17 protein-coding genes are annotated in these 21,230 nt (G+C 64.0%); 9 read left to right on the forward strand and 8 right to left on the reverse strand.

The window, feature by feature from the left end; translation table 11 throughout:
• Positions 1-2: 2 nt before the first annotated feature.
• Positions 3-827 (reverse strand): aspartate dehydrogenase, encoded by an 825-nt coding sequence (locus tag JQ631_RS22375; protein WP_212329240.1) that lies wholly within the window; start codon positions 825-827, stop codon positions 3-5.
• A 37-nt stretch (positions 828-864) separates the two neighbouring features.
• Positions 865-1,782 carry a LysR substrate-binding domain-containing protein gene (locus JQ631_RS22380; RefSeq protein ID WP_212329242.1) on the reverse strand — a complete coding sequence of 306 codons (918 nt, stop codon included), beginning with the start codon at positions 1,780-1,782 and terminating at the stop codon, positions 865-867.
• Positions 1,783-2,092: 310 nt separating this feature from the next.
• Between JQ631_RS22380 and JQ631_RS22385 the strand changes: the two genes are divergently transcribed.
• A complete protein-coding gene (locus JQ631_RS22385) occupies positions 2,093-3,391 on the forward strand; it encodes an MFS transporter (RefSeq protein ID WP_212329244.1) in 1,299 nt (432 codons plus the stop codon).
• Between the two features lie 21 nt (positions 3,392-3,412).
• The gene (locus tag JQ631_RS22390) at positions 3,413-4,486 is read left to right on the forward strand and encodes a tartrate dehydrogenase (protein WP_212329245.1); all 1,074 of its coding nucleotides are present in this window, start codon (positions 3,413-3,415) and stop codon (positions 4,484-4,486) included.
• A 36-nt stretch (positions 4,487-4,522) separates the two neighbouring features.
• Here the strand turns inward: JQ631_RS22390 and JQ631_RS22395 are convergent, their stop codons facing one another.
• Together JQ631_RS22395 and JQ631_RS22400 are read right to left on the reverse strand one after the other, a co-directional pair.
• Entirely contained in the window at positions 4,523-5,377 is an 855-nt protein-coding gene (locus tag JQ631_RS22395; RefSeq protein WP_212329248.1) for a tetratricopeptide repeat protein, read from the reverse strand.
• Between the two features lie 12 nt (positions 5,378-5,389).
• Complete coding sequence (locus JQ631_RS22400) at positions 5,390-6,115, reverse strand: FecR family protein (RefSeq protein WP_249161002.1); 726 nt, start codon at positions 6,113-6,115, stop codon at positions 5,390-5,392.
• Positions 6,116-6,476: 361 nt separating this feature from the next.
• Here JQ631_RS22400 and JQ631_RS22405 point away from each other — a divergent pair, with 361 nt between their 5' ends.
• Positions 6,477-11,909: a VCBS domain-containing protein gene (locus JQ631_RS22405; RefSeq protein ID WP_212329249.1), complete on the forward strand. Its 5,433-nt coding sequence runs from the start codon at positions 6,477-6,479 to the stop codon at positions 11,907-11,909.
• Positions 11,910-12,022: 113 nt separating this feature from the next.
• Here JQ631_RS22405 and JQ631_RS22410 read toward each other — a convergent pair whose 3' ends face one another.
• On the reverse strand, positions 12,023-12,964 hold the full coding sequence (locus tag JQ631_RS22410) for a LysM domain-containing protein (protein WP_212329251.1): 942 nt from the start codon (positions 12,962-12,964) through the stop codon (positions 12,023-12,025).
• Between the two features lie 634 nt (positions 12,965-13,598).
• A complete protein-coding gene (locus JQ631_RS22415) occupies positions 13,599-14,318 on the reverse strand; it encodes a hypothetical protein (RefSeq protein WP_212329253.1) in 720 nt (239 codons plus the stop codon).
• Between the two features lie 280 nt (positions 14,319-14,598).
• On the opposite strand from JQ631_RS22415, the gene JQ631_RS22420 reads away from it, so the two are divergent.
• Both JQ631_RS22420 and JQ631_RS22425 read left to right on the forward strand, forming a co-directional pair.
• Positions 14,599-15,522 (forward strand): ABC transporter ATP-binding protein, encoded by a 924-nt coding sequence (locus JQ631_RS22420; RefSeq protein ID WP_212329255.1) that lies wholly within the window; start codon positions 14,599-14,601, stop codon positions 15,520-15,522.
• Positions 15,519-16,280: an ABC transporter permease gene (locus JQ631_RS22425; protein ID WP_212329257.1), complete on the forward strand. Its 762-nt coding sequence runs from the start codon at positions 15,519-15,521 to the stop codon at positions 16,278-16,280. Before JQ631_RS22420 ends, JQ631_RS22425 begins: the two co-directional genes overlap by 4 nt.
• A gap of 49 nt (positions 16,281-16,329) precedes the next feature.
• On the opposite strand, the gene JQ631_RS22430 is transcribed toward JQ631_RS22425, so the two are convergent.
• Positions 16,330-16,653, reverse strand: a complete 324-nt coding sequence (locus JQ631_RS22430) for a hypothetical protein (protein WP_212329259.1) — start codon at positions 16,651-16,653, stop codon at positions 16,330-16,332.
• Positions 16,654-16,961: 308 nt separating this feature from the next.
• Between JQ631_RS22430 and JQ631_RS22435 the strand changes: the two genes are divergently transcribed.
• Entirely contained in the window at positions 16,962-17,747 is a 786-nt protein-coding gene (locus JQ631_RS22435) for a L,D-transpeptidase (protein WP_212329261.1), read from the forward strand.
• 2 nt (positions 17,748-17,749) lie between these two features.
• Here JQ631_RS22435 and JQ631_RS22440 read toward each other — a convergent pair whose 3' ends face one another.
• Positions 17,750-19,015 (reverse strand): hypothetical protein, encoded by a 1,266-nt coding sequence (locus tag JQ631_RS22440; protein ID WP_212329263.1) that lies wholly within the window; start codon positions 19,013-19,015, stop codon positions 17,750-17,752.
• Here JQ631_RS22440 and JQ631_RS22445 point away from each other — a divergent pair.
• The 3 genes from JQ631_RS22445 to JQ631_RS22455 are packed head-to-tail and all read left to right on the forward strand — an operon-like array spanning position 19,014 to position 21,229.
• Entirely contained in the window at positions 19,014-19,247 is a 234-nt protein-coding gene (locus JQ631_RS22445; RefSeq protein WP_212329271.1) for a hypothetical protein, read from the forward strand. The two genes, JQ631_RS22440 and JQ631_RS22445, sit on opposite strands and share 2 nt — an antisense overlap.
• A 1-nt stretch (position 19,248) precedes the next feature.
• Positions 19,249-19,503 (forward strand): acyl carrier protein, encoded by a 255-nt coding sequence (locus JQ631_RS22450; RefSeq protein ID WP_148754112.1) that lies wholly within the window; start codon positions 19,249-19,251, stop codon positions 19,501-19,503.
• Positions 19,504-19,528: 25 nt separating this feature from the next.
• Positions 19,529-21,229, forward strand: coding sequence for a fatty acyl-AMP ligase (locus tag JQ631_RS22455; RefSeq protein WP_212329273.1), 1,701 nt, complete (start codon positions 19,529-19,531; stop codon positions 21,227-21,229).
• Position 21,230: the final 1 nt, after the last annotated feature.

Raw genomic sequence — 21,230 nt, forward strand, 5'->3', positions numbered from 1 at the left:
AATTACGTCCCCACACACAACGTGGCGCGCTGCTTGCGGAGCAGCGCGATCACGGACAGCGCGGTGATCATCCCGGTCTTGGGGTTTTCGGACGGGATGTTCTCGATGCCCATGGAGAACCGCGCCGAATCCGCCTCGACCTCGATGCGATGAACATTGCGCGTCACGGTGGGGTCGGCCCAGACCTGCATCTGGGTGCGATCGGGCCCGATGCCCGCCAGCGACAGCGCAACGGCGACATTGACGTTCGCCGGAAAACCCTTCGCCGCATCGCGCGCGCGGCCCTCGAACAGCTTGAGCGGCTCGCGAAGATTGTCGAGATCGATGTTGTTTTGAACGATGAACGGCGCGCCCTTCAGCCCGTCGATTGGCTTGCGCGTCACCATCTTCACCGAATGTATGATCCCAACTGCGGCAGCGTTGACCGCATCGAGCCCGATCAGCGCGCCCGTCGGCACGAGGATGCGGCCGCCATTGGCACGGGCGAGATCGACGAGATCGAAATTGTCGAGAAGCCCGCCGACGCTGACGACGATGGCGGACCTGCCGCGCTTCACCGCAGGCTCCACGATCGCGCGCAGCTGACTGCTCGGCGCACATTCGACAACGATGTCGGCCGCGTCGCCGAGCTGGTCGATCGGAAGGATTTGCGGCCGATGGCGCAGGCCTCCCAGAAACGCGTGATGCTTGCCGGGATCGCGCACGGCCACGGCCGACAGCATCAGCCCCTCGATGCCCTGATCGAGCGCCGTCGCGATCTTGGTGCCGATCGAGCCCAGGCCCGCGATGGCCACCCGCAATTCGTTCGAAGCTTTCTGTTCAGTCATCGCATCACACCTTTTGTCAGGCCAGTGTCATAGCGTCTCACGCCTCCCGCGCATAGCTGCGCAGGCGCGCCTCCAACACCGCCAGCATGGCATCGCGGGAGGGATCGCGCGAGCCGCGCAACCAGGCCGCCGCCAGCGGCAGCCGGCCGACAGGACCGCTCTGCTTCGGCTTGAGCGGCACGAAGCGCACGCCAGTCACCGCCATCCGTGTGGTCCAGCGCGGCACGATCGCAACGCCAAGCCTGGTTGCCACGAGATTGATGATGGTCTGCTTCTCGTCGGCGACCTGCACGATGCGCGGCGTCATCCCGGCTTGCTCGAACAGCTTTATCGTGAGGTCGTGGCTGTGCGGCCGCGAACGCCGGTCCGGCACCAGCATCGCCTCGTCGGCGATGTCGGCCAGCGTAATCGACTTGCGTGCGGCGAGCGCGTGGCGCTGCGGAAAGGCTACGATCGCGGTTTCCTGAAGCAGGTGCCGGAACTCCAGCCGCTTGTCGGCCCGGTCAGGCGGACGGACGAAGGCCAGATCGAGCGCGCCGGTCAGGATCTTCGGCAACAGCCTGATGGTCTTGTCCTCGAGAAGCTGCACCGAAACCTCGGGATGCCCGGCGCGAAAGTCGCGCAGCAACAGCGGCAGCAGCCCGGCGGCGGCGCTGTCGATGGCGCCGATCCGCAACCGCCGCGCGGCGCCCGCGCGCGAGCGGTTGCGCAAATTACTCTCGACGGCCTCGACCTTGGCGAGGATGGCGCGGGCATCGCGCAGCAGCGTCGCGCCGTCCTCGGTGAGCGAGACGGCACGGGTCGTGCGCGCGAACAGCCGCGTCCCCAGATCCTCTTCCAGCAGCCTGATCTGGCGACCGAGCGCGGACGGCAGCATCTGGAGATGCAGCGCGGCGCGGCCGAAATGCAGCTGCTCGGCCGCCGCCACGAAACATCGCAGCTGATGCAATTCCATCCCGGGTCCCCTCGTCTCGCCTCAGGCAACCGCATTGTGTGAGGTCGTCATGGCCGGGCTTGTCCCGGCCATCCACGCCTTTCCCCGCGGCACGAAGAACGTGGATGCCCGGGACAAGCCCGGGCATGACGCTGTGGAAACTTCACTGCGTCCAAAGTTCATCTCACGGCAGCCTTCCAAGGATTATATCATTTTTTTGTATAAACCAGCGCCAATTGAGTGCCCTGCCCATCCCCGCCTAGGCTCATGGCCGGCGTAGACCTTTCGGTCCGTCGACACAACAACAAGCCGGAACTTGAGGAGGCCAGGGGTGGCGAGCGAGATTCAGACGCGCGTGCTGCGCAAGATTACCTGGCGCATCGTTCCCTTCATCATGCTGCTCTACTTCGTGGCCTTCATCGACCGCGTCAATATCGGCTTCGCCTCGCTGACGATGAACAAGGACATCGGCCTGTCGCCGACCGTCTACGGCTTTGGTGCCGGCATCTTCTTCTGGGGCTATTTCCTGTTCGAGGTGCCCTCCAACATCATCCTGCACAAGGTCGGCGCGCGGATCTGGATCGCGCGGGTGATGATCACCTGGGGTCTCGTCTCGGCCGCGATGGCGTTCGTGCAGGGTGCGACCAGCTTCTACGTCCTGCGCTTCCTGCTCGGCGTCGCGGAAGCTGGTTTCTTCCCCGGCATCATCCTCTATCTCTCCTACTGGTTCCCGGCGCGCCAGCGTGCCGCGGTGACAGCGTTGTTCATGGCGGCCGCGCCGCTCTCGACCGTGCTGGGCTCGCCAGTCTCCGGCGCGCTGCTGCAGATGGACGGACTATTCGGATTCAAGGGCTGGCAATGGCTGTTCGTGCTCGAAGCGGTGCCTGCCGTACTGCTCGGCTTCGTCGTGCTGGCGTTCCTCACCGACCGGCCCGAGAAAGCAAAGTGGCTTGCGGAAGACGAGCGCCGCTGGCTGGTCGAGACCATGAACGAGGAGACCACCAGCAAGGCCGCGACCGCGAGCCACAGCATCTGGCGCGGGCTCGCCGATCCCCGCGTGCTGGCGCTGTCACTGATCTATTTCGGCACCTCGGCCGGCCTCTACACGCTCGGCGTCTGGGCGCCCCAGATCATCAAGCAGTTCGGTCTGTCATCGCTCCAGGTCGGATTCCTCAATGCGCTGCCGGCAACCGCGGCCGTCGTCGCCATGGTGCTGTGGGCGCGGCACTCGGACCGCACCGGGGAGCGCACGTGGCACGTGGTATGGGCCTGCCTGATCGCCGCAGCGGGCCTCGCCTATGCCGGCCTTGCATCCGGCGTTGTCGCCGTCCTGGTCGCGCTGGCACTCGTCAACATTGGCATCTCCTCGGCAAAACCGCCGCTCTGGAGCATGCCGACGCTATTCCTCTCCGGCCCCGCAGCCGCCGCCGGCATCGCCACCATCAACTCGATCGGCAATCTCGGCGGCTTCGTCGGGCCCGCCATGATCGGCTGGATCAAGGACCGGACCGGCAGTTTTGTCGGCGGGCTCTATTTCGTCTGCGGCCTGCTCGTTCTCTCGGCGGTCCTGACCCTGCTATTGTCGCGCGCGAAACCCGCGTCCAGCGAACCCGTCCCGCAAGCCCACTGATCTCTCAAACGGAGCACTTCCATGCGCACCCATTCGATCGCAGCCATTCCCGCCGACGGCATCGGCCCCGAGGTCATTTCGGCCGGCGTCCGCGTGCTGGAGGCGCTGGCAGAGCGCAGCGGCGATCTCGCCTTCAACGTCAAGACCTTCGACTGGGGCTCGGACTATTACAAGAAGCACGGCGTGATGATGCCGGCCGACGGCCTCGCCGATCTGAAGAAGTTCGACGCGATCTATTTCGGCGCGGTCGGCGCGCCCGATGTGCCCGACCACATCACGCTGTGGGGCCTGCGCCTGCCGATCTGCCAGGGCTTTGACCAATACGCCAACGTGAGGCCGACCAAGATCCTGCCCGGCGTCGCCTCGCCGCTGCGCAACGTCGGCGTTGGCGATCTCGATTGGGTGATCGTGCGCGAGAATTCGGAAGGCGAATATGCCGGCATGGGCGGCCGGGCACACAAGGGCCTGCCGGAAGAGGTCGGCACCGAAGTCGCGGTCTTCACCCGCGTCGGCGTTAGCAGGATCATGCGCTATGCCTTCCAGCTCGCGCAGTCGCGTCCGCGCAAGTTCCTGACGGTGGTGACCAAGTCGAACGCGCAGCGCCATGGCATGGTGATGTGGGACGAGATCGCTGCCGAAGTCGCGGCCGAATTCCCCGACGTGACCTGGGACAAGATGCTGGTCGACGCCATGACCGTGCGCATGACGCTGCACCCGAAGAGCCTCGACACCATCGTGGCGACCAATTTGCACGCCGACATCCTCTCCGACCTCGCCGGCGCGCTGGCGGGGAGCCTCGGCGTTGCGCCGACCGGCAACATCGATCCGCAGCGCCGCTTCCCCTCGATGTTCGAGCCGATCCACGGCTCGGCCTTCGACATCACCGGCAAGGGCATCGCCAATCCGGTCGCGACCTTCTGGACCGGTGCGCAGATGCTCGAACATCTCGGCGAGAAGGATGCCGCTGCACGGCTCATGCAGGCCGTCGAGCGCGTTTGCGCGGCCGGCGTGCTGACGCCAGATGTCGGCGGCAAGGCGACGACGAGGGAAGTGACGGATGCCGTGATCGACGCGATCCACGGCTCGAACGTCTAGCCGGCCGACGCCCATTTCGGTAGGCCAACCCTGACCTTACTGCACGCCGTAGCGGGCGAAGGCGTCCGCGATCTTGAGGTCGATAAGCTTTGCTGCCGAGACGTCTCGATCGCCGCCGGCGTTGTCGCCCTGCCTGAGCCTGGCAAGTCCGCGTCCATAGAGCGCGCTTGCCAGGTTTGGCGCCAGACGTAGCGCCGAGCTGTAGTCGTCAATCGCCGCAGCGAACTGGCCCATTTTCAAATGGATCAGCGCACGCGAATCATATGTCGCGGCATCATTCGATCCCGACTGGATTGCCCTGTCGCAGTCGTCGAGCCCAGCCTGCAAATCGCCGATGACCGCCCGGGTCCAGCAGCGTCCGCTCGTTGCCCAAGTCAATTTCGGATCGAGGCGGATGGCCTCGTCGAAATCCAGCACGGCCCGATCATACTGGTTCAGCTTCAGGTGCGCTTCCGCGCGGTTGGCGAAGGCGCTGCCATAGGCCGGATCGAGCCTGATCGCCGCGTCGAAAGACTTGACCGCGTCCTCATAGGCTCCCTTCCTCATATAGGCGACGCCGCGATTGTTCAGCGGCTTGACATAGTCCGAGGCGAGTTCGATCGCGCGATCGAAATCGCTGATCGCACGGTCGTACTCCGCCGCGGCAGCATAAGCGTTGCCACGATTGTTGTAAGCCAAAGCCAGCGCCTCGGGCTTGGTATCACCCGAATCGATGAGCGCGGTGCAGCCGGCGACCCGGGCCTGGGCCGGAATGCGGTCCTTACCGTTGCACCGCTCAATGCTCTCGAGGAGATTGGCTTTCTGTGGCTGCTGCGCGGCCGCCGGCCAACCGGGCGACAGCAGCAGGAGGACGGGCGCGACGCTGGCGATGATGGCGGCCCTGATCATCATGGTCGTGTCGCTTCAGCATCCTCTGCAAATGTTTGGCCTGGGACCGCTCCCCTGCTCGGGCGTTGCAGCGGTCACGCGCCTCTGCATCAACTTGCTCTTGCCCTCCTCGATGAGAGTCGAAAACTTGACCGCACCGTCATCCGAAATTTCGATGTGCGGCGTGGTGCCTCGAATGCCCATCGTTGCAACGGGCGTATCGACCTTCATGTCGCCGGTCTTCGCGATCTGGCCGGCGACAAAGGTCGCCGTGCCTTTGGCGAGATTGAAGAACGTTGCGTTGGACTTGCCGTTCGGGTCGTAGACGTACTCATCCAGGGTCATGCGCGCGTTGCTCAACAGATTGAACGACGAGCCATCGCTGAAATTGATGTTGATCCGGCTGTCCGCGCCTGTTCGGACCACATCGCGCAGATACACGACATCGCCGGTCCTGACCTGAGCAGCAGGATCGCCGAGCTTCGCCTGAACGACGACCGCACCTGCGTGCTCGATCGAGACCGAGCCTGTGACGGCTACGACCCTGCCGATGGGTTTTGGCGCAGCGTCATCGAGGCCGCTTGTCGCGGGATTGATCTGGGTCTGCGCCTGCGCAGCGAGACCACTCGCAGATGCCAAAATGAAACCAGTCACTAAAACCGCAATCGCATGCCTGCACATGACCCGCCCTTTCCGAGAAGAGCTTTTTGCGATCCGCCCGGCGGCGCCATATGAGCCCGGCCAAGCTCGCAATTCGTGCATCGCCAATATCTACAACCTGGATCGGTCCTTACTGGGATTTCGCTCCAGACAAAGTATGTCTTGCGCTCTTGATCTTAGGCCTAAGCCGTTTGCCGGACCAGCGAAAGTAAGCTAGCTTTGGTACAGCTTGACCGTCAACTTCTTGAGAGCGCAAATTGCAAATGCGGAGAGGCATCTCCGCTGAACCGACGATCATCCTGGCAAGACCTATAGAGTCACGTTTTTTTCAAACGTCTTCGGCGTGCAGGCCTGGGGTTGCTAACGCCAAAAATAGCTCATTTCGCCTGTGGCGTAGCAAAACCGACAAGAAGACCGCGGCACCGCGCCGAGCCCGAGTTATTCGGCACGCGAGGCCATCGCTATGTCAGTTGCTTTTGGCGTACCCCAGAATGGGGCTGTTGGACCTTTACCCCTCAAGATCATCGGCATCGTACGGAGCGCGTCGGGATACGTCACCCTCACGCGCGATGACGGCCCGGCCATACAGGTCAGCATCGGCGACCTTGTCTGTCACCGCGACATAATCGAAACGGGTGCGGATGCACAACTCGGGATCAGGCTTCTCGACGACACCCTGTTCAACGTCGCCTGCGGGGCTCGCGTCGAACTGCGCGAATACGCCTCTGCTTCCGCATCGCGTTCGACGGTCATCGCAGTCACCGGCGGAAGCTTTGCGTTCGCAGCTGGCCGGCTGGCAAACGGCGGCACCCTGACGGTCGACACACCGCTTGGCAGCGTCCGTGGCCGCTCCCACGCGACCGGATTCGGCATTCTGACGATGGCGGCACTGACCTTCTCGATGATGGAGGAAGCGCGCGGCGCGGACCCTGACGGCGCGTCGTTCGACAACGATACGGTCACTTACAAGGACCTCCATCACGGCGTCTTCGAGCTCATCACCAAAGAGCGGGTGCCGCGTCACATCGTTGTCGATGATCCCGGCGAGACCGTCGTCCTGAACAAGGTCGGCTCCTCGATCAGTGTGAATCAGGTTGCCAACAGCGCGGCCCGCATGGAGGAACTGCACGAAGCTCAACAGGACGTGCTCGCCAATCTCACGCGAGGTCCGGCAGGGTCCGGCACGCCTCCTGGCGTCGACACGCTCCAGCTGCAGCCCATCAACTTCAACTCGGATCACCCGATCGTCCTGCAGAACCTGATTCAGACTCTGCCGTCGGTAGAAGTACCCCCGGTCCAGTACCCGCTGCCCGCACTGAACGTGCCGGGCGGCCCGACCGAGATCGACACGGTCAAGTTCGACGCTACGTTCGCCACGACAACCGGCACTTTCACCGCGAGCAGCCCGCTTCATGTCGTGTTCACCTACGGCCTCAGCGGCGGGACGGCCGCCACCACGGTCCTGAGCGGACAGACATACGATCTCACGCAGGCCAGCCCTTACGGAATCCTCTATCTCAATAGCGCATCCGGCGCCTACGCGTTCGTTCCGAACGCGGATGCGATCAATGCCCTGTCGTCGCCGACGACCACGGGCTTCGTCATCACGGTCTCGGATGGCCAGTTCACGACGAGTCAAACCTTCGTCGTCGCCATTGATGGCGTCAATGACACGGCCCTTATCTCGGGCAACGCCAGTGGGGCAGTGGTGGAGGCGGGTGGTGTCGCCAATGCCGTCCCCGGCATGCCGACCGCAATCGGGACGCTCACCGACGTGGATGTCGACAATCCGCCCAACACCTTCACGACGATCAGCTCACCGGCCAGGAGCGGGGGCAGCTACGGCACCTTCACGATGACGGCCGGCGGCGTGTGGAGCTACACGCTCGACAATAGCAACAGCAAAGTACAGGCCCTGAATGTCGGCGACACGCTGATCGACCGCTTCACTGTAACCAGTATCGACGGCACCCCGCAGGTCGTGACGATCACGATCCAGGGCAGCAACGACGCCGCTGTCGTCTCCGGCGACACGACCGGCTCAGTCGTCGAGGCGGGCGCTTCGCCCGGCACGCCGGTCGCGACGGGCACGCTTGTCGCCGCTGACGTCGACAGCCCGGCCAACACTTTCGTGCCGGTCGGCACGCCCACGGCCAGCGCACGAAACTATGGCAGCTTCACCATCACCACGGCCGGCGTGTGGACCTACACGCTCGACAACACCAATACCGCAGTGCAGGCGCTCAACACTGGCGACAAGCTGACCGACAGCTTCACGGTGATCACGGCCGACGGCACGGCGCAGACGGTGACGATCACCATCAACGGCAGCAATGACGCCGCAATCATTTCCGGAACGGCAACCGGCTCGGTGACCGAGGCCGGCGGCGTGGCCAATGCTGCGCCCGGCACACCGGTTGCGACCGGGACATTGACCGATATCGATTCTGACAATGCATCCAACGCGTTCATCCCGATAATCACGCCGAAGACAAGCGCCAGCGGCTTCGGCACCTTCACCATGACCGCGCTTGGCACGTGGACCTACACACTCGACGATAACAATGCCACGGTGCAGGCGCTCAATGTCGGCGCCACGCTGACCGACCATTTCATCGTAACCACGGTCGACGGCACGCCGCAACTGGTGACGATCACGATCCGCGGCGCGAACGACGCCGCCATCATTTCCGGAACGGCGACGGGTTCGGTGATCGAGGCCGGCGTCATCTCCTCCGGCATGCCGGTCGCGACCGGCACACTTACCGATACCGATGTCGACAATCCCGCCAACACGTTCGCGCCCGTTGCCACACCGACGGCAAGCGCCCGTGGCTACGGCAGCTTCACGATGACCACGACAGGCGTGTGGACTTACACGCTCGATAACACCAATACCGCGGTGCAGGCGTTCAACAACGGCGACAAGCTGACCGACAGCTTCACGGTCACCACGGCTGACGGCACGGCACAGACGGTGACGATCACCATCAATGGCAGCAATGACGCCGCAGTCATTTCCGGAACGGCGAGCGGTTCGGTGATCGAGGCCGGAGGCGTGGCCAACGCTACGCCGGGCACGCCGGCTGCGACCGGAACGTTGACCGACGTCGATCCCGACAACACATTCAACACCTTTACCCCGGTCACCACGCCGAAGACGAGCGCCGGCGGCTTCGGCACCTTCACGATGTCCGCGCTTGGCACATGGAGCTACGCGCTCGACAACAGCAATGCCACCGTGCAGGCGCTCAATGTCGGCACGACGCTGACCGACCAGTTCACCGTGACCACGATCGACGGCACGGCGAAGCTGGTGACGATCACGATCCACGGTGCGAACGACGCCGCCATCATTTCCGGGACGGCGACCGGTTCGGTGCTCGAAGCCGGCGTCATCTCCTCGGGCGTGCCGGTCGTGACCGGCACGCTCACCGATTCCGACGTCGACAATCCCGCCAATACGTTCGCGCCAGTCGCTATATCGACGGCAAGCGCGCATGGCTACGGCAGTTTCACGATGACCGCGGCAGGCGTGTGGGCCTACACGCTCGACAACACCAACAACGCGGTGCAAGCGCTCAACAACGGCGACAAGCTGACCGACAGCTTCACGGTCACCACGGTCGACGGTACGGCGCAGACGGTGACGATCACCATCAACGGCAGCAATGACGCCGCAGTCATTTCCGGAACGGTGACCGGCTCGGTGACCGAGGCCGGAGGCGTGGCCAATGGCACACCCGGCATGCCGACTGCGACCGGAACGTTGACCGATATCGACCCGGACAACACGTTCAACACTTTTACTCCGGTAACCACGCCGAAAGCGAGCACGAGCGGCTTCGGTACCTTCACGATGACCGCGCTTGGCGCATGGGCTTACACGCTCGACAACAGCAACGCTACAGTGCAAGCGCTCAATGTCGGCGCGACGCTGACCGACCATTTCACCGTGACCACGGTCGACGGCACATCGCAGCTGGTGACGGTCACGATCCACGGCGCGAATGACACCGCCATCATTTCCGGAACAACGACGGGCTCGGTGCTTGAAGCCGGCACCTTCTCCCCCGGGACGCCAATCGCGACCGGCACCCTGTCCGATACCGACGTCGACAATCCGACCAATACTTTCACGGCGGTGACCTCGCCGACGGACAGCGACAGCGGCTACGGCACCTTCACGATGACCGCGTCCGGGCTGTGGACCTACACGCTCGACAACAACAATGGCGTGGTCGACGCGCTGAATGTCGGCGAAACGCTCACCGACCATTTCACGGTGACGTCGATCGACGGCACTACGCAAGAGATATCGATCGCCATCCATGGTGCCAGCGACGCGGACCCCAACGACTTCGACAATCTGGCGGTGGGATCAACTGTCGTATCCGATCCGCCGTTTGTCTACGGAACACCCGGTAGCGACAGTGTTGCCGGCGGCGGCAGCATTTCCCAAATCGTCTATGGGGGCGCGGGCGACGATACCCTCAATGGAACAGGCGTGAACGACACCATCTACGGCGGATCCGGCAACGACACGATCAAGGGCAACAACGGCGACGACGTCATCTACGGCGGCTCCGGACAAGACAAGATCGACGGCAGCAACGGCAACGACATCATCATCGGCGGGTTCGGCGCGGACAAGCTCTCGGGCGGCAACGGCGATGACGTCTTCGTCTATCTGTCGGTGGCGGATTCCAGGGCCGGCCGGTTCGATACGATCTCCGATTTCGTGTCGGGGACCGACAAGATCGATTTGACGGCGCTCGGCGCGCTGGGATTCGTAATCCTTGCATTGAACTCGACAAGCTCGTCGGTGCCGCCGCACACCATCGCCTGGATCTACGACAGCTCAGCCAACGAAACCGTCGTGTATGTCAACTCGACCGATCAGACCCTCCAGATCGGCGATTCCAGCCTGCTGGAAGTTCATCTCCAGGGTATCGCAACCATCGATTCGTCGGACTTCATCGTCGATCAAGCCGCGGCCCCGGTCCTGGCGGTCAGCGACACCCTCGATCCGGCCGCCGCCACGCTAGGCGACGCGGCGGTGATGGCATCCAGCACCTCCGACGCTCCCATCAAGGCGACGAACAGCGATGGCCCTGTTTCGTTGAACGGAAGCGTGACAGCAATCGATGTGAGCTCGTTCTTCGATGTGGGTCGCGATCACGGCGCCTGGAGCAATGAGATCACCGCGTTCGCCGCGGACGAGACTGCAACACCACCCAGCCACGCGGAAGCGGCGGTCTTTTCACTATCGATGGAGCCCTTCAAATTCGTCTTCGAACCGTCCGGGACCGACGACAGCATCCATCCGAAGGGATTTGGCGCAACCGGCATGTCCGAGCCAAATCATCCCGCAGCTTTCAGCATGCCGGATCTGCTCCCTGCCATCGAACAGCATCTCGGCAACAGCAAGGCCGCGGAGTCTCCTGGCCATATCAGTCTTGCCGATACCGGGAGCGCCCTCGATGCCGACGTCCAGAAGGGCCACGTGAACGACGGCAACGCTCATTCGAACCCGCCACAGGCAAGCGAACACAGTCATGCTGTGATGGAGGCGCCCGACAAATCCAATGACCAGCCGCATTCTGCGGCAGACGACCCGTCACCCCCACACGGAAAATCGCAGGCAAATCCGCCCGGACAGGGCGATTCCTTCAAGTTCCTGAATCCGGCGATCGTGAGCTCGGGTATGGAATTTTTAGACGATCACGCGACGCCGCCCGGTCATCAGGAAAACACAGCGCATACCCCCCACGGCCATGGCAACGTCGCGACAGCCGACGACAGTCCGCTGCTGGACGACAGCACACACGTCCCGCCCGGCTTGGCCGTGTCTCATGGGCAGCATGGCCATGCTCCGCATGATCTTCTGGTGTGACCTCGATCTGCTGAATGCGCATGCCGGACATGGATCGTAGCACGTCTGCGTGAGGCTTCCCCGCAGGAGAAAGGGAAGTTCGCGTCGCTGGCCTGCAATTGGCCGATCGGCCTCTACTTCCGCCGGGCAGGCGGCGGCGCCACCATCGCGGCCGCTGGCTCCGGCGGCGTCAGATGGCGCGGGACGATGACGGTCTGGCCTGGGATGAGCTGCGCATTCTCCGCAAGCGAGTTGCTCTGCGCGAGTGTCCACAGTGGCACGCGATGGGTCGCCGCAATGCTTTCCATCGTGTCTCCGGCACGTACCGGCACGCGCACGCCGCTGTCCCATAATTCGACCAGCGTATCGGCGGGCACGAGATAGCGCAGCGGCACCGCGTCGGCCTGGGTCTGCAGAGGAATGCGCGGCAGCTGCGTCACCATCTCGACGATCTGGCGATGGATGTCGTCGGACTTCTCGATGTTGATGTGCGAGACACGGCTGTTCAGTTTCAGGTCGTAGCTCGCGTAATGGCCACGAAAGCCGGGCACGGCCACCACATCGCCGCCGCCGAGCACACTGTCGGAGAGGAATATGTTGATGAAGCGCTCGACGTTGAGCGGCACGTCGTCGGTCGCATGCGCGGGGTCGATGGTGATGACGAGGCTGATCGGGACGTTCTCCTTGGCCGCCATCTCCGAGATGAGGATCGAGCACAGTCCGCCCATGGAATGGCCGATCAGCACGATCGGCGCCGGGCTCTCCTTGTAGCTGGCGATGGCGCGGTTGCCGATCAGGCGGCACAAGGTGAATTCGTAGACGTCGGCCGAGAAGCCGGCCGCGGTCAGCTTCTCGCTGAGCCGGTCGATGCCGGTGGAGAAGATCGGCCCCATGGCGCCGCGGAACAGATAGATCTTGGGCGGCGGCAGCGGCTCGACCGGCGGCGCAGGAGGCGGCGGCGCGACAGCGGGGATTGCAGCCGGCTTCGGCTTGGCAGGCGAGGCTGCGGCCAGACCGGGATTCAAGGCGAGCAGCGCAACAGCTGCCAACACCACAAGTCGCCTTGGATCAATCATCAAGTCGCGCAGTCCCACCACGAGGGGGCAAAAGCCTCCCTTGCGGCGCTTAGTGACCACCGATTTGGCGGAATTTGGGGCACGGATCAGACCGCTACGGCCATTTCCTTGACCTTGGCCCAAGTCATGAGCGAGGGCCATTTCTCGGCGCGCGCATAGTGGCTGCCCCGGCGTGGCGTGAACGGCAAACTCTGACATCGGCCAATACAGCCGGACCCGACACACGCGGCCTCTGGCCGACGGTAGCCACGCACGGGCGCAATTGCGACGGACCTCGTCGTCGTTGGCACCGATTGCTCGCTCCCGATGAACTGCCTCACACGGGTACTTTGCTTCCCTTGCTACCTTAAGGGCGCAAGGCCGGGATGAGCGTACTGAGGTCAGGGGTGGATCAGATCAACGTCACGAGGAGTCCAAAGGGCGTCGTGCGCGACGACCTGAGCCCTCAGGACCGCCAGGAAGCGATGGCAACAGGGTGCGTGCGCGCTCGTCTTACGCCCGCGCAGTACCGGTCCTGCCTCGACGCGCAGCCTCTACGGCGTTGAAGCGATCGCGCGGCAGATAAAACAATGCCGCCGTCGACGTGCCTGTCGACGGCGGCATGATGTTCGTTGGGCGCTTTCGGCAAAAAGGTCTAGCGCGTCGGCGCCGTTGCCGCCGCCGAGCGCGGACCACGCGGTGCAGCGCTGGGTGCGGCGACAGGAGCCGGGCCGCCGCGCGAGCGGGCGATCGCGGCGTCGATCTCGGCGATGACGCGGCGCTGGATCGCCTCGTTCTTGTCGATGGTGATGTGGCCGACACCGCTGCCGCGCACGTCAACATTGTCGAGCTTGCCGCGAAAGCCGGACGCAGCGCGCACCGGCTCACCCGGACCATCGCCGATGTAGATATTGATGTAGCGCTCGGCGCCGGTCGTCAGCTTGGTCTTGAACACCGAATCGAGGCCGATCGCCAGCTTCACGGGAACGCCGAGGCGGTTGAGCTTGGCGATCATATCGGGCAGCGCGGTCGCGCCGGAGGAGTGGCCGACCAGGACGATGGTCTTGATGCGGCCCGCCCTGTATTCGGTCGCGGCCTCATCGGCGAGCGAGGACCAGGACACGAAATTCGCGACGGTCACCGGAATGCCCTGCGCCTGGAGCCGCGCGCCGATCGTATCGAGCCCGAGCGAGAAGATGTTGAGCACACCGCGCAGCAGATACACATGCGTGGTCTGAACCGCGGCCTGGCTGGGCGCAGCCTTGGCGGGGGTCGGGCTCATGGCAACAGCTGACAGCAGAAGCAGGCAGATCGCCCAGATGCGGAGGGCGGACAATTGGCTGGCGCCGGCGGTGTGACGGCCGTTCGGTCTCATCGATTTTTTTCCCTGGGGACATACGCTTCGAGATTGGCCGGAATCGTAGCCTCGGCCCGCTCGCAGACGCAACAAAGAGCCGCGTGAACGGCGATCTTAGCAGCAATCCGTGACCATCGCGCAACACCCGCCCGAAACCTGCCACCGAAGGGCCTGTTTTGAGACCATTTTTCCCCCGGCAATTGCGGGCGGGCAAGGCCGTTCCTATTTCAGGGCTCCGCCAGTGTTCCGCCCGCCAAGGGACGGGTTCCGGCGCCTCCCCACCTCCGTAGCGGCCCCCATGTCATCCATCATTTCCGTCGCCAACCTGTCGAAGACCTATGGGTCCGGCTTCAAGGCACTCAAGAACGTCAATCTCGATATCAAGCGCGGCGAGATCTTTGCGCTGCTCGGGCCGAACGGCGCGGGCAAGACCACGCTGATCTCGATCATCTGCGGCATCGCCAATCCGAGCGAGGGGAAGGTCCTGGTCGGCGGTGAGAACATCCAGACCTCCTACCGCAAGGCCCGTTCGCTGATCGGCCTCGTGCCGCAGGAACTCCACACCGACGCCTTCGAGAGCGTGTGGGCGACGGTGAGCTTTTCGCGCGGCCTGTTCGGCAAGCCGAAGAACCCTGACCATATCGAGAAGGTGCTGAAGGACCTCTCGCTCTGGGACAAGAAGGACAACAAGATCATCACGCTCTCAGGCGGCATGAAGCGCCGCGTGATGATCGCGAAAGCACTCTCGCACGAGCCGCAGATCCTGTTCCTGGACGAACCGACCGCCGGCGTCGACGTCGAACTGCGCAAGGGCATGTGGGAGGTGGTGCGCACCTTGCAGCAATCCGGCGTCACCATCATCCTGACGACGCACTACATCGAGGAAGCCGAGGAGATGGCCGACCGCATCGGCGTCATCAACAAGGGCGAGATCGTGCTGGTCGAGGACAAGTCGACCCTGATGCAGAAGCTTGGCAAGAAGAGGCTGACGTTGCATTTGCAGGGCAAGATCGCTGCGCTGCCGGAGAGCCTCGCCCAGTACGAGCTCGACCTCTGCGACGGCGGCGCGACGCTGGTCTACGACTACGACACCAAGGGAGAGCGCACCGGCATTACCAGCCTGCTCAGCGACCTCCGCACCGCCGGCATCCGCTTCAACGATCTCGACACGACCCAATCGTCGCTCGAGGACATCTTCGTCGACCTCGTGAGGACGTCATGAACCACCGCGCCATCCGCGCCATCTATCTGTTCGAAATGGCGCGCACCTGGCGAACGCTGCTGCAAAGCATCGTCTCGCCCGTGGTTTCGACGTCGCTTTATTTCGTGGTGTTCGGCGCCGCGATCGGCTCGCGCATCAGCCAGGTCGAGGGCGTCAGCTACGGCACCTTCATCGTGCCGGGCCTGATCATGCTCTCGGTGCTGACGCAGAGCATCGCCAACGCTTCGTTCGGCATCTACTTCCCGAAATTCACCGGCACGATCTACGAGATCCTGTCGGCGCCGATCTCCTATTTCGAGATCGTGATCGGCTATGTCGGCGCCGCCGCGACCAAGTCGATCATCTTGGGCTTGATCATTCTGGCGACGGCCGGCCTGTTCGTGCCGCTGCACATCCATCATCCGGTCTGGATGCTGGCCTTCCTGGTGCTGACGGCGGTGACCTTCAGCCTGTTCGGCTTCATCATCGGCATCTGGGCCGACGGCTTCGAGAAGCTCCAGATGATTCCGATGCTGGTGGTGACGCCGCTGACCTTTCTCGGCGGCAGCTTCTACTCCATCGACATGCTGCCGCCGACCTGGCGCACCGTGGCGCTGCTCAATCCCGTGGTCTATCTGATCTCGGGCTTCCGCTGGAGCTTCTACGAGATTGCGGATGTAAGCATATCCGTCAGCATCGGCATGACGGTCGCGTTCCTAGCGATTTGCCTGGCGGTGATCTGGTGGATCTTCCGGACCGGCTATCGGCTGAAGAACTGATCCTCGCCGGCATTCCGGACCCGCCCCTTCGGGCGCGCCGGAGTGCCGATCAGCGGTAGCAGTGGAAGTGGTGATAGCCGTCGTAATATCCGCGGCAATGCCGGCGGCCGTGGTAGGGGATGCCGAGAATGCCGTCTACGGCGCCCACAGCGCCACCGACACCGGCTCCGACGACACCTCCGACCGCACCGCCAACGGGCCCGGCAATCCGGTGACCTTCATAGGAGCCTTCCTGCGCGCCACGCACGATGCCCTGGGCGTGGCCGGCTCGCGGTAGCGACAACAGCGCAAGAAGGATGGCGGCGACTGCGAACAGCAGGCGGACAGGAAAACCGGCCGACAGGGCGGCGGCGGTAGCACGGGCTTTGTTCATCTTCAGTCCCAAGGGGTGAAAACGGCGGCGAGAGCCGCGCGTCAGGGTAGGACACGATCAACGCCCGAAGCGGCCAAATGGTTGCGCCTTTGTGACGAATTGTCGGCGTTGTGAACGCTGCTCCCGCTCGCGAAAATGTCAGCGCCGCCAGAGCCGACGCGGCACGAAGCGGCCTTGCTTACGCCCGGCATCACGTTAACGATGGGCGGGCAGGCCGCTGGAACGAAAGCCGGATTGCGGGCATAGTGCATGCCGGGGGACGGAGAGCCGCGGCGCCTAGCGTGAACAGGCCGGAGGCCAGACGTCAGATGCGTTCATTTTTTATCGTTTTCACCTCGCTGATGCTTTTGAGCGCGGGCACCGCGCAGGCCAAGGTCGACATTACCGTCGACAAGGACAATCAGCAGATGACCGTCGTGGTCGACGGCGTCACGCGCTATCACTGGCCGGTGTCGACGGGCATCCCCTCACGCGAAACGCCGAGCGGCGCCTTCCGCGCCTTCCGCATGGAAGAGGACCACTACTCCAAGGAATTCGACGACGCGCCGATGCCGCACTCGATCTTCTTCACCAAGGTCGGGCACGCCATCCACGGCACCGACTCGGTCGGCAGATTGGGCACGCCCGCCTCGCATGGCTGCGTGCGGCTGTCGCGCCAGAACGCTTCGACGCTCTACGCGCTGGTTCAGGAGCAAGGTGTGCTCAACACCACGGTGACGCTCACCGGCTCGGCGCAGGTCGCTCTGGCCCGCAATCCGCGCGGCCGCGCCAACAATGCAGTGGCGCGCGCTCAGCAGCCCGCCGACGAGCAGCGCTACGCAACCTCGGGCGATCCCGTGAATCTGACGCCGCCGACGCAGCCCGCGCGGCGTTACATGCAGCAGGACGACAACTACATCTATCCGGCCGACGGCAGCGATACCGGCGCACGCTATCCGGCGCCGCGTCCGATCACCCGCCCCTATGGAACGCAGGTCTACCAGCAGCTGCCCCAACCGCAGTCGACCTACGACCCGGCGTATAGCCAGCAGGGCTACTACTATCAGCCGCAGCCCCGGCAGTATTATCAACCGCGCAACTACTATCAGAACTGACGCTACTGTTTGAACGCGGCATCGCCGCGCTCGACAATCTTCCGCGCAGCATCGACGAATGCGCGCGCGACCGGCTCGAGGATCTCGGGCCCGGTCGCGGCGAGATCGTCCGCGGGCGTGTGGAAGCTTTGATGGCGGCCGGCCATGCCGAGGAAATTGGCATACCCCGCCGCATGCACGTCGCGCAGCTCCCCGACCGCCTGCTTCTCCGTCACCAGACGCTTTGCTGCGACCGCGCTGAAGGCCTCATCGGTCAGCGCGACGGCTGATTTGCTCAGCACGAGATAGCGCTCCCCCTCCGGCCTGCTGGTGCGCGCGCCTTCCGCGAACGCGTAGCATGCGTTCGACGAGCCGAAGTGGATCCAGGCCAGCGTATCCTTTGGCGCCGGCGCGCCTTCCTTCAGGAACAGCTCCATGCCGCCATGGCCGATCTCGTGTCCGGCGGTCGCGATGAAGACAAGATGCGCCGGCCATTGCTCCGCCGCCGCCGTGCGGGCCAGCGCAAGAAAATTGGCGATGCCGGGACCGCGCTCGCAGACGCAGCTGTACCAGCCGGTCATCGGCGTGGAGACGACGATGGTCGGCCCGCGGCCGATGCCGGTCTCGGCGATGACATTGCGCCCCGACACGTTGCGCTCGTAATGCCCGGCCACATCGAATGTCACCGGCGCACCCGACGCGAGTGCACGATCGAACGTGCCGCGCGCCTTGACGCCGACCACCATCACCGGCACCGGCCAGGGCGCGTCCTCCTGCGTGACGTTGTAGGCAAAGCGATCGTCGGCGGGATTGCCGATCATCAGCAGGATGGCGGCAGGCTTCTTCGACGCTGCCGCGGAGATCGCGGCACGATGGGTCGGACCGAGATAGGCGCCGCGATCGAACGGCAGATCGATCCAGAGAATTTTGCCGGTAACATCGCCGTCGCGCGCGAGCGACGCGGAAAGTTGGAAGCTCGCCTTGTCTTCCGGCGGCCACCAGAACGGCGTCGCCTTGACGCTGGTTCCGGCCGCTTCCGCGCTTGCCCGCTCCACGACGTATTGCCGGCCGAGCATGACGGGTTGAAACCTGATCGCAAAGCCGCTCGCCGACAGCTCGCTTGCGATCCAGTCGGCCGTCGCGCGATCACCGGGCGAGCCGAAGCGATGCAGGCCGAACGAGGCGTAACGCGCGACGTCGGCATAGAGGCTTGCCCCCGACAACACATCCTTGGCTGCCGCATGTCCAACCATCAGAATCACCATTGCCGAGATGAGGATAGGCCGCATGAAGCGCTCCCTGTCTTTTGAAGGTCAGTTTCAGTCTTCCGCGACGGCCGCCAACGGCCCAGAGCGGGGCGTGCACCTGTCGGCGGCGGGAATCCCGCCTGCCCGTGCGCAAAATGAGCATCGGACGACGCCGGAAAGCAACAGTCCCCAACCTTCAACGCCGCGGCGCTCGGGCCAAATTGACAACCTTGAGGTCACCCGTATTGTGATTCCGATTGTTTCTGGGAAATGACATGACACGCGAGCAGATTTCGGATTTTTGCGTTACTGCGCTAGCCAATATCCTGAGAATCTCCAAGGACCGCGTGGACACCGGCACAAAATTCAGCCGCCTCGGCCTCGATTCGGCAATGCTCGTCTATCTCATGATGGAGCTCGAGGAGAAGCTGGACCTCGAACTGTCGACCGACGACTTCTACGACCACCCTACTGTTGAGGCGCTGTCGCGATTTCTCGCCGACAAGCGCGCACTTCGCTCCGCCGCCTGAACGCGGCTGAGGCCGGCGTACCCCGATGGACGATCTCCGCTCGCTCGTGGGTCTGCTGGCCCGGCGCGCGGCCGAGCAGCCTAACGACCGTGCGTATGTCTTCGTCTCAGATCGCGGGACGGAAGAGGCAGTCCTCACTTTCCGTCAGCTACATGAGACCGCAATCGCCCTTGCTGCGCGCCTGACCGCCTCCGCGCAGCCCGGCGAGCGCGCGATCCTGGTGTTTCCACCGGGCATCGAATTCATGGTGGCATTCTTCGGCTGCCTGATGGCTGGCATGATCGCCGTGCCGATGATGATGCCGCGGCGGAACAGTGCGCGCGACGCCAGCGCTGCGATCCTTGCCAATTGCACGCCGGCGCTCGCGTTGACCACGTCGGCTTTCGCCCTGCGCGGCGATCTGCGGGAACGTTTCGCGCAGGAGAATATCAGGTGGATCGAAGTCGATCCCAACGAAACGGCCGCTGTGCCGGCCGATTTGCCCGAGCCGGCACCCGAGGACATCGCGTTCCTGCAATACACCTCCGGCTCCACATCCGCGCCCAAGGGTGTGATGGTGACCCACGCCAACCTGCTCGCCAATCTCGAGATGATCCGGATCGCGCTCGGCAACAGCAAGCAATCGACCTACGTCAACTGGGTGCCGCTCTATCACGACATGGGCCTGATCCTGAACGCGCTGCAAGCGCTGTACGTCGGCGCGGCCTGCGTGCTGATGGCGCCCAACGCGTTCATGCAACGACCACTCGGCTGGCTGCGCGCGATATCTCGATATCGTGCGGAAGTCGCATGCGGCCCGAATTTCGGCTTCGACCTCTGCGTCAGCCGTTATCGCGGCGACCAGATGGAGGGCGTGGATCTGTCCTCGCTCCGAGTCGCGCTCAACGGCGCGGAGCCGGTGCGCGCCGACACCATCGCGCGGTTCATCGAGACATTTGCGCCACACGGATTCGATCCCGGCGCGACGTATCCAGCCTATGGCATGGCGGAGGCGACACTCCTGATTTCCGGCGGGACGCGCGGCGGCGGCCATGTCGTGCGCAGCGTTAGCCGCGCCGCGCTTCAGGTCCATTCAGCTGAGGCGCCGGCGGATCTCGATGACGCCCAGAGCGTCGTCGGCTGTGGCCGCGCGCTGACGGGCGAGCGCATCGCCGTTGTCGAACCGGAGAGCCGGATGCGGCTTGCTGCCGACCGTATCGGTGAAATCTGGGTCGGCGGCGCCAACGTCGCCCGCGCCTACTGGCGTAACGATGCAGCGTCGCGCGAGGAACTCAATGCGGAGATCACGGGCGAGGACGGGCGGTGGCTCCGCACCGGCGACCTCGGTTTCCTCGATCTATCAGGCGAACTGTTTGTCACCGGCCGCATCAAGGACCTCATCATCATCCGCGGCATCAATCACTATCCCCAGGACATCGAGCGTACCGTGCAATTACAGGATGGCGCCTTGCGCGAGAATTGCGGCGCAGCTTTTTCCGTGCCGGACGAAGACGGCGAGGAAAGCCTCGTGGTCGTCCAGGAGGTCGAGCGCACCGCGCGCCATTCGATCGACACCGCCGAAATCAGGGGCCAGATCCGCGAGGCGATCGCTGACAGCCACGAACTCTCTGCGCGACACATCGCGCTGATCCGTCCCGGTGCGCTGCCGAAGACCACCAGCGGCAAGATCCAGCGCAAGCTCGCGCGCAGGCTCTGGCTCGACGGCGGGTTTGAGGAAGTCAGCTAGG

It is taken from the genome of Bradyrhizobium manausense (assembly GCF_018131105.1).
In the GTDB taxonomy this organism is placed as follows: domain Bacteria; phylum Pseudomonadota; class Alphaproteobacteria; order Rhizobiales; family Xanthobacteraceae; genus Bradyrhizobium; species Bradyrhizobium manausense_B.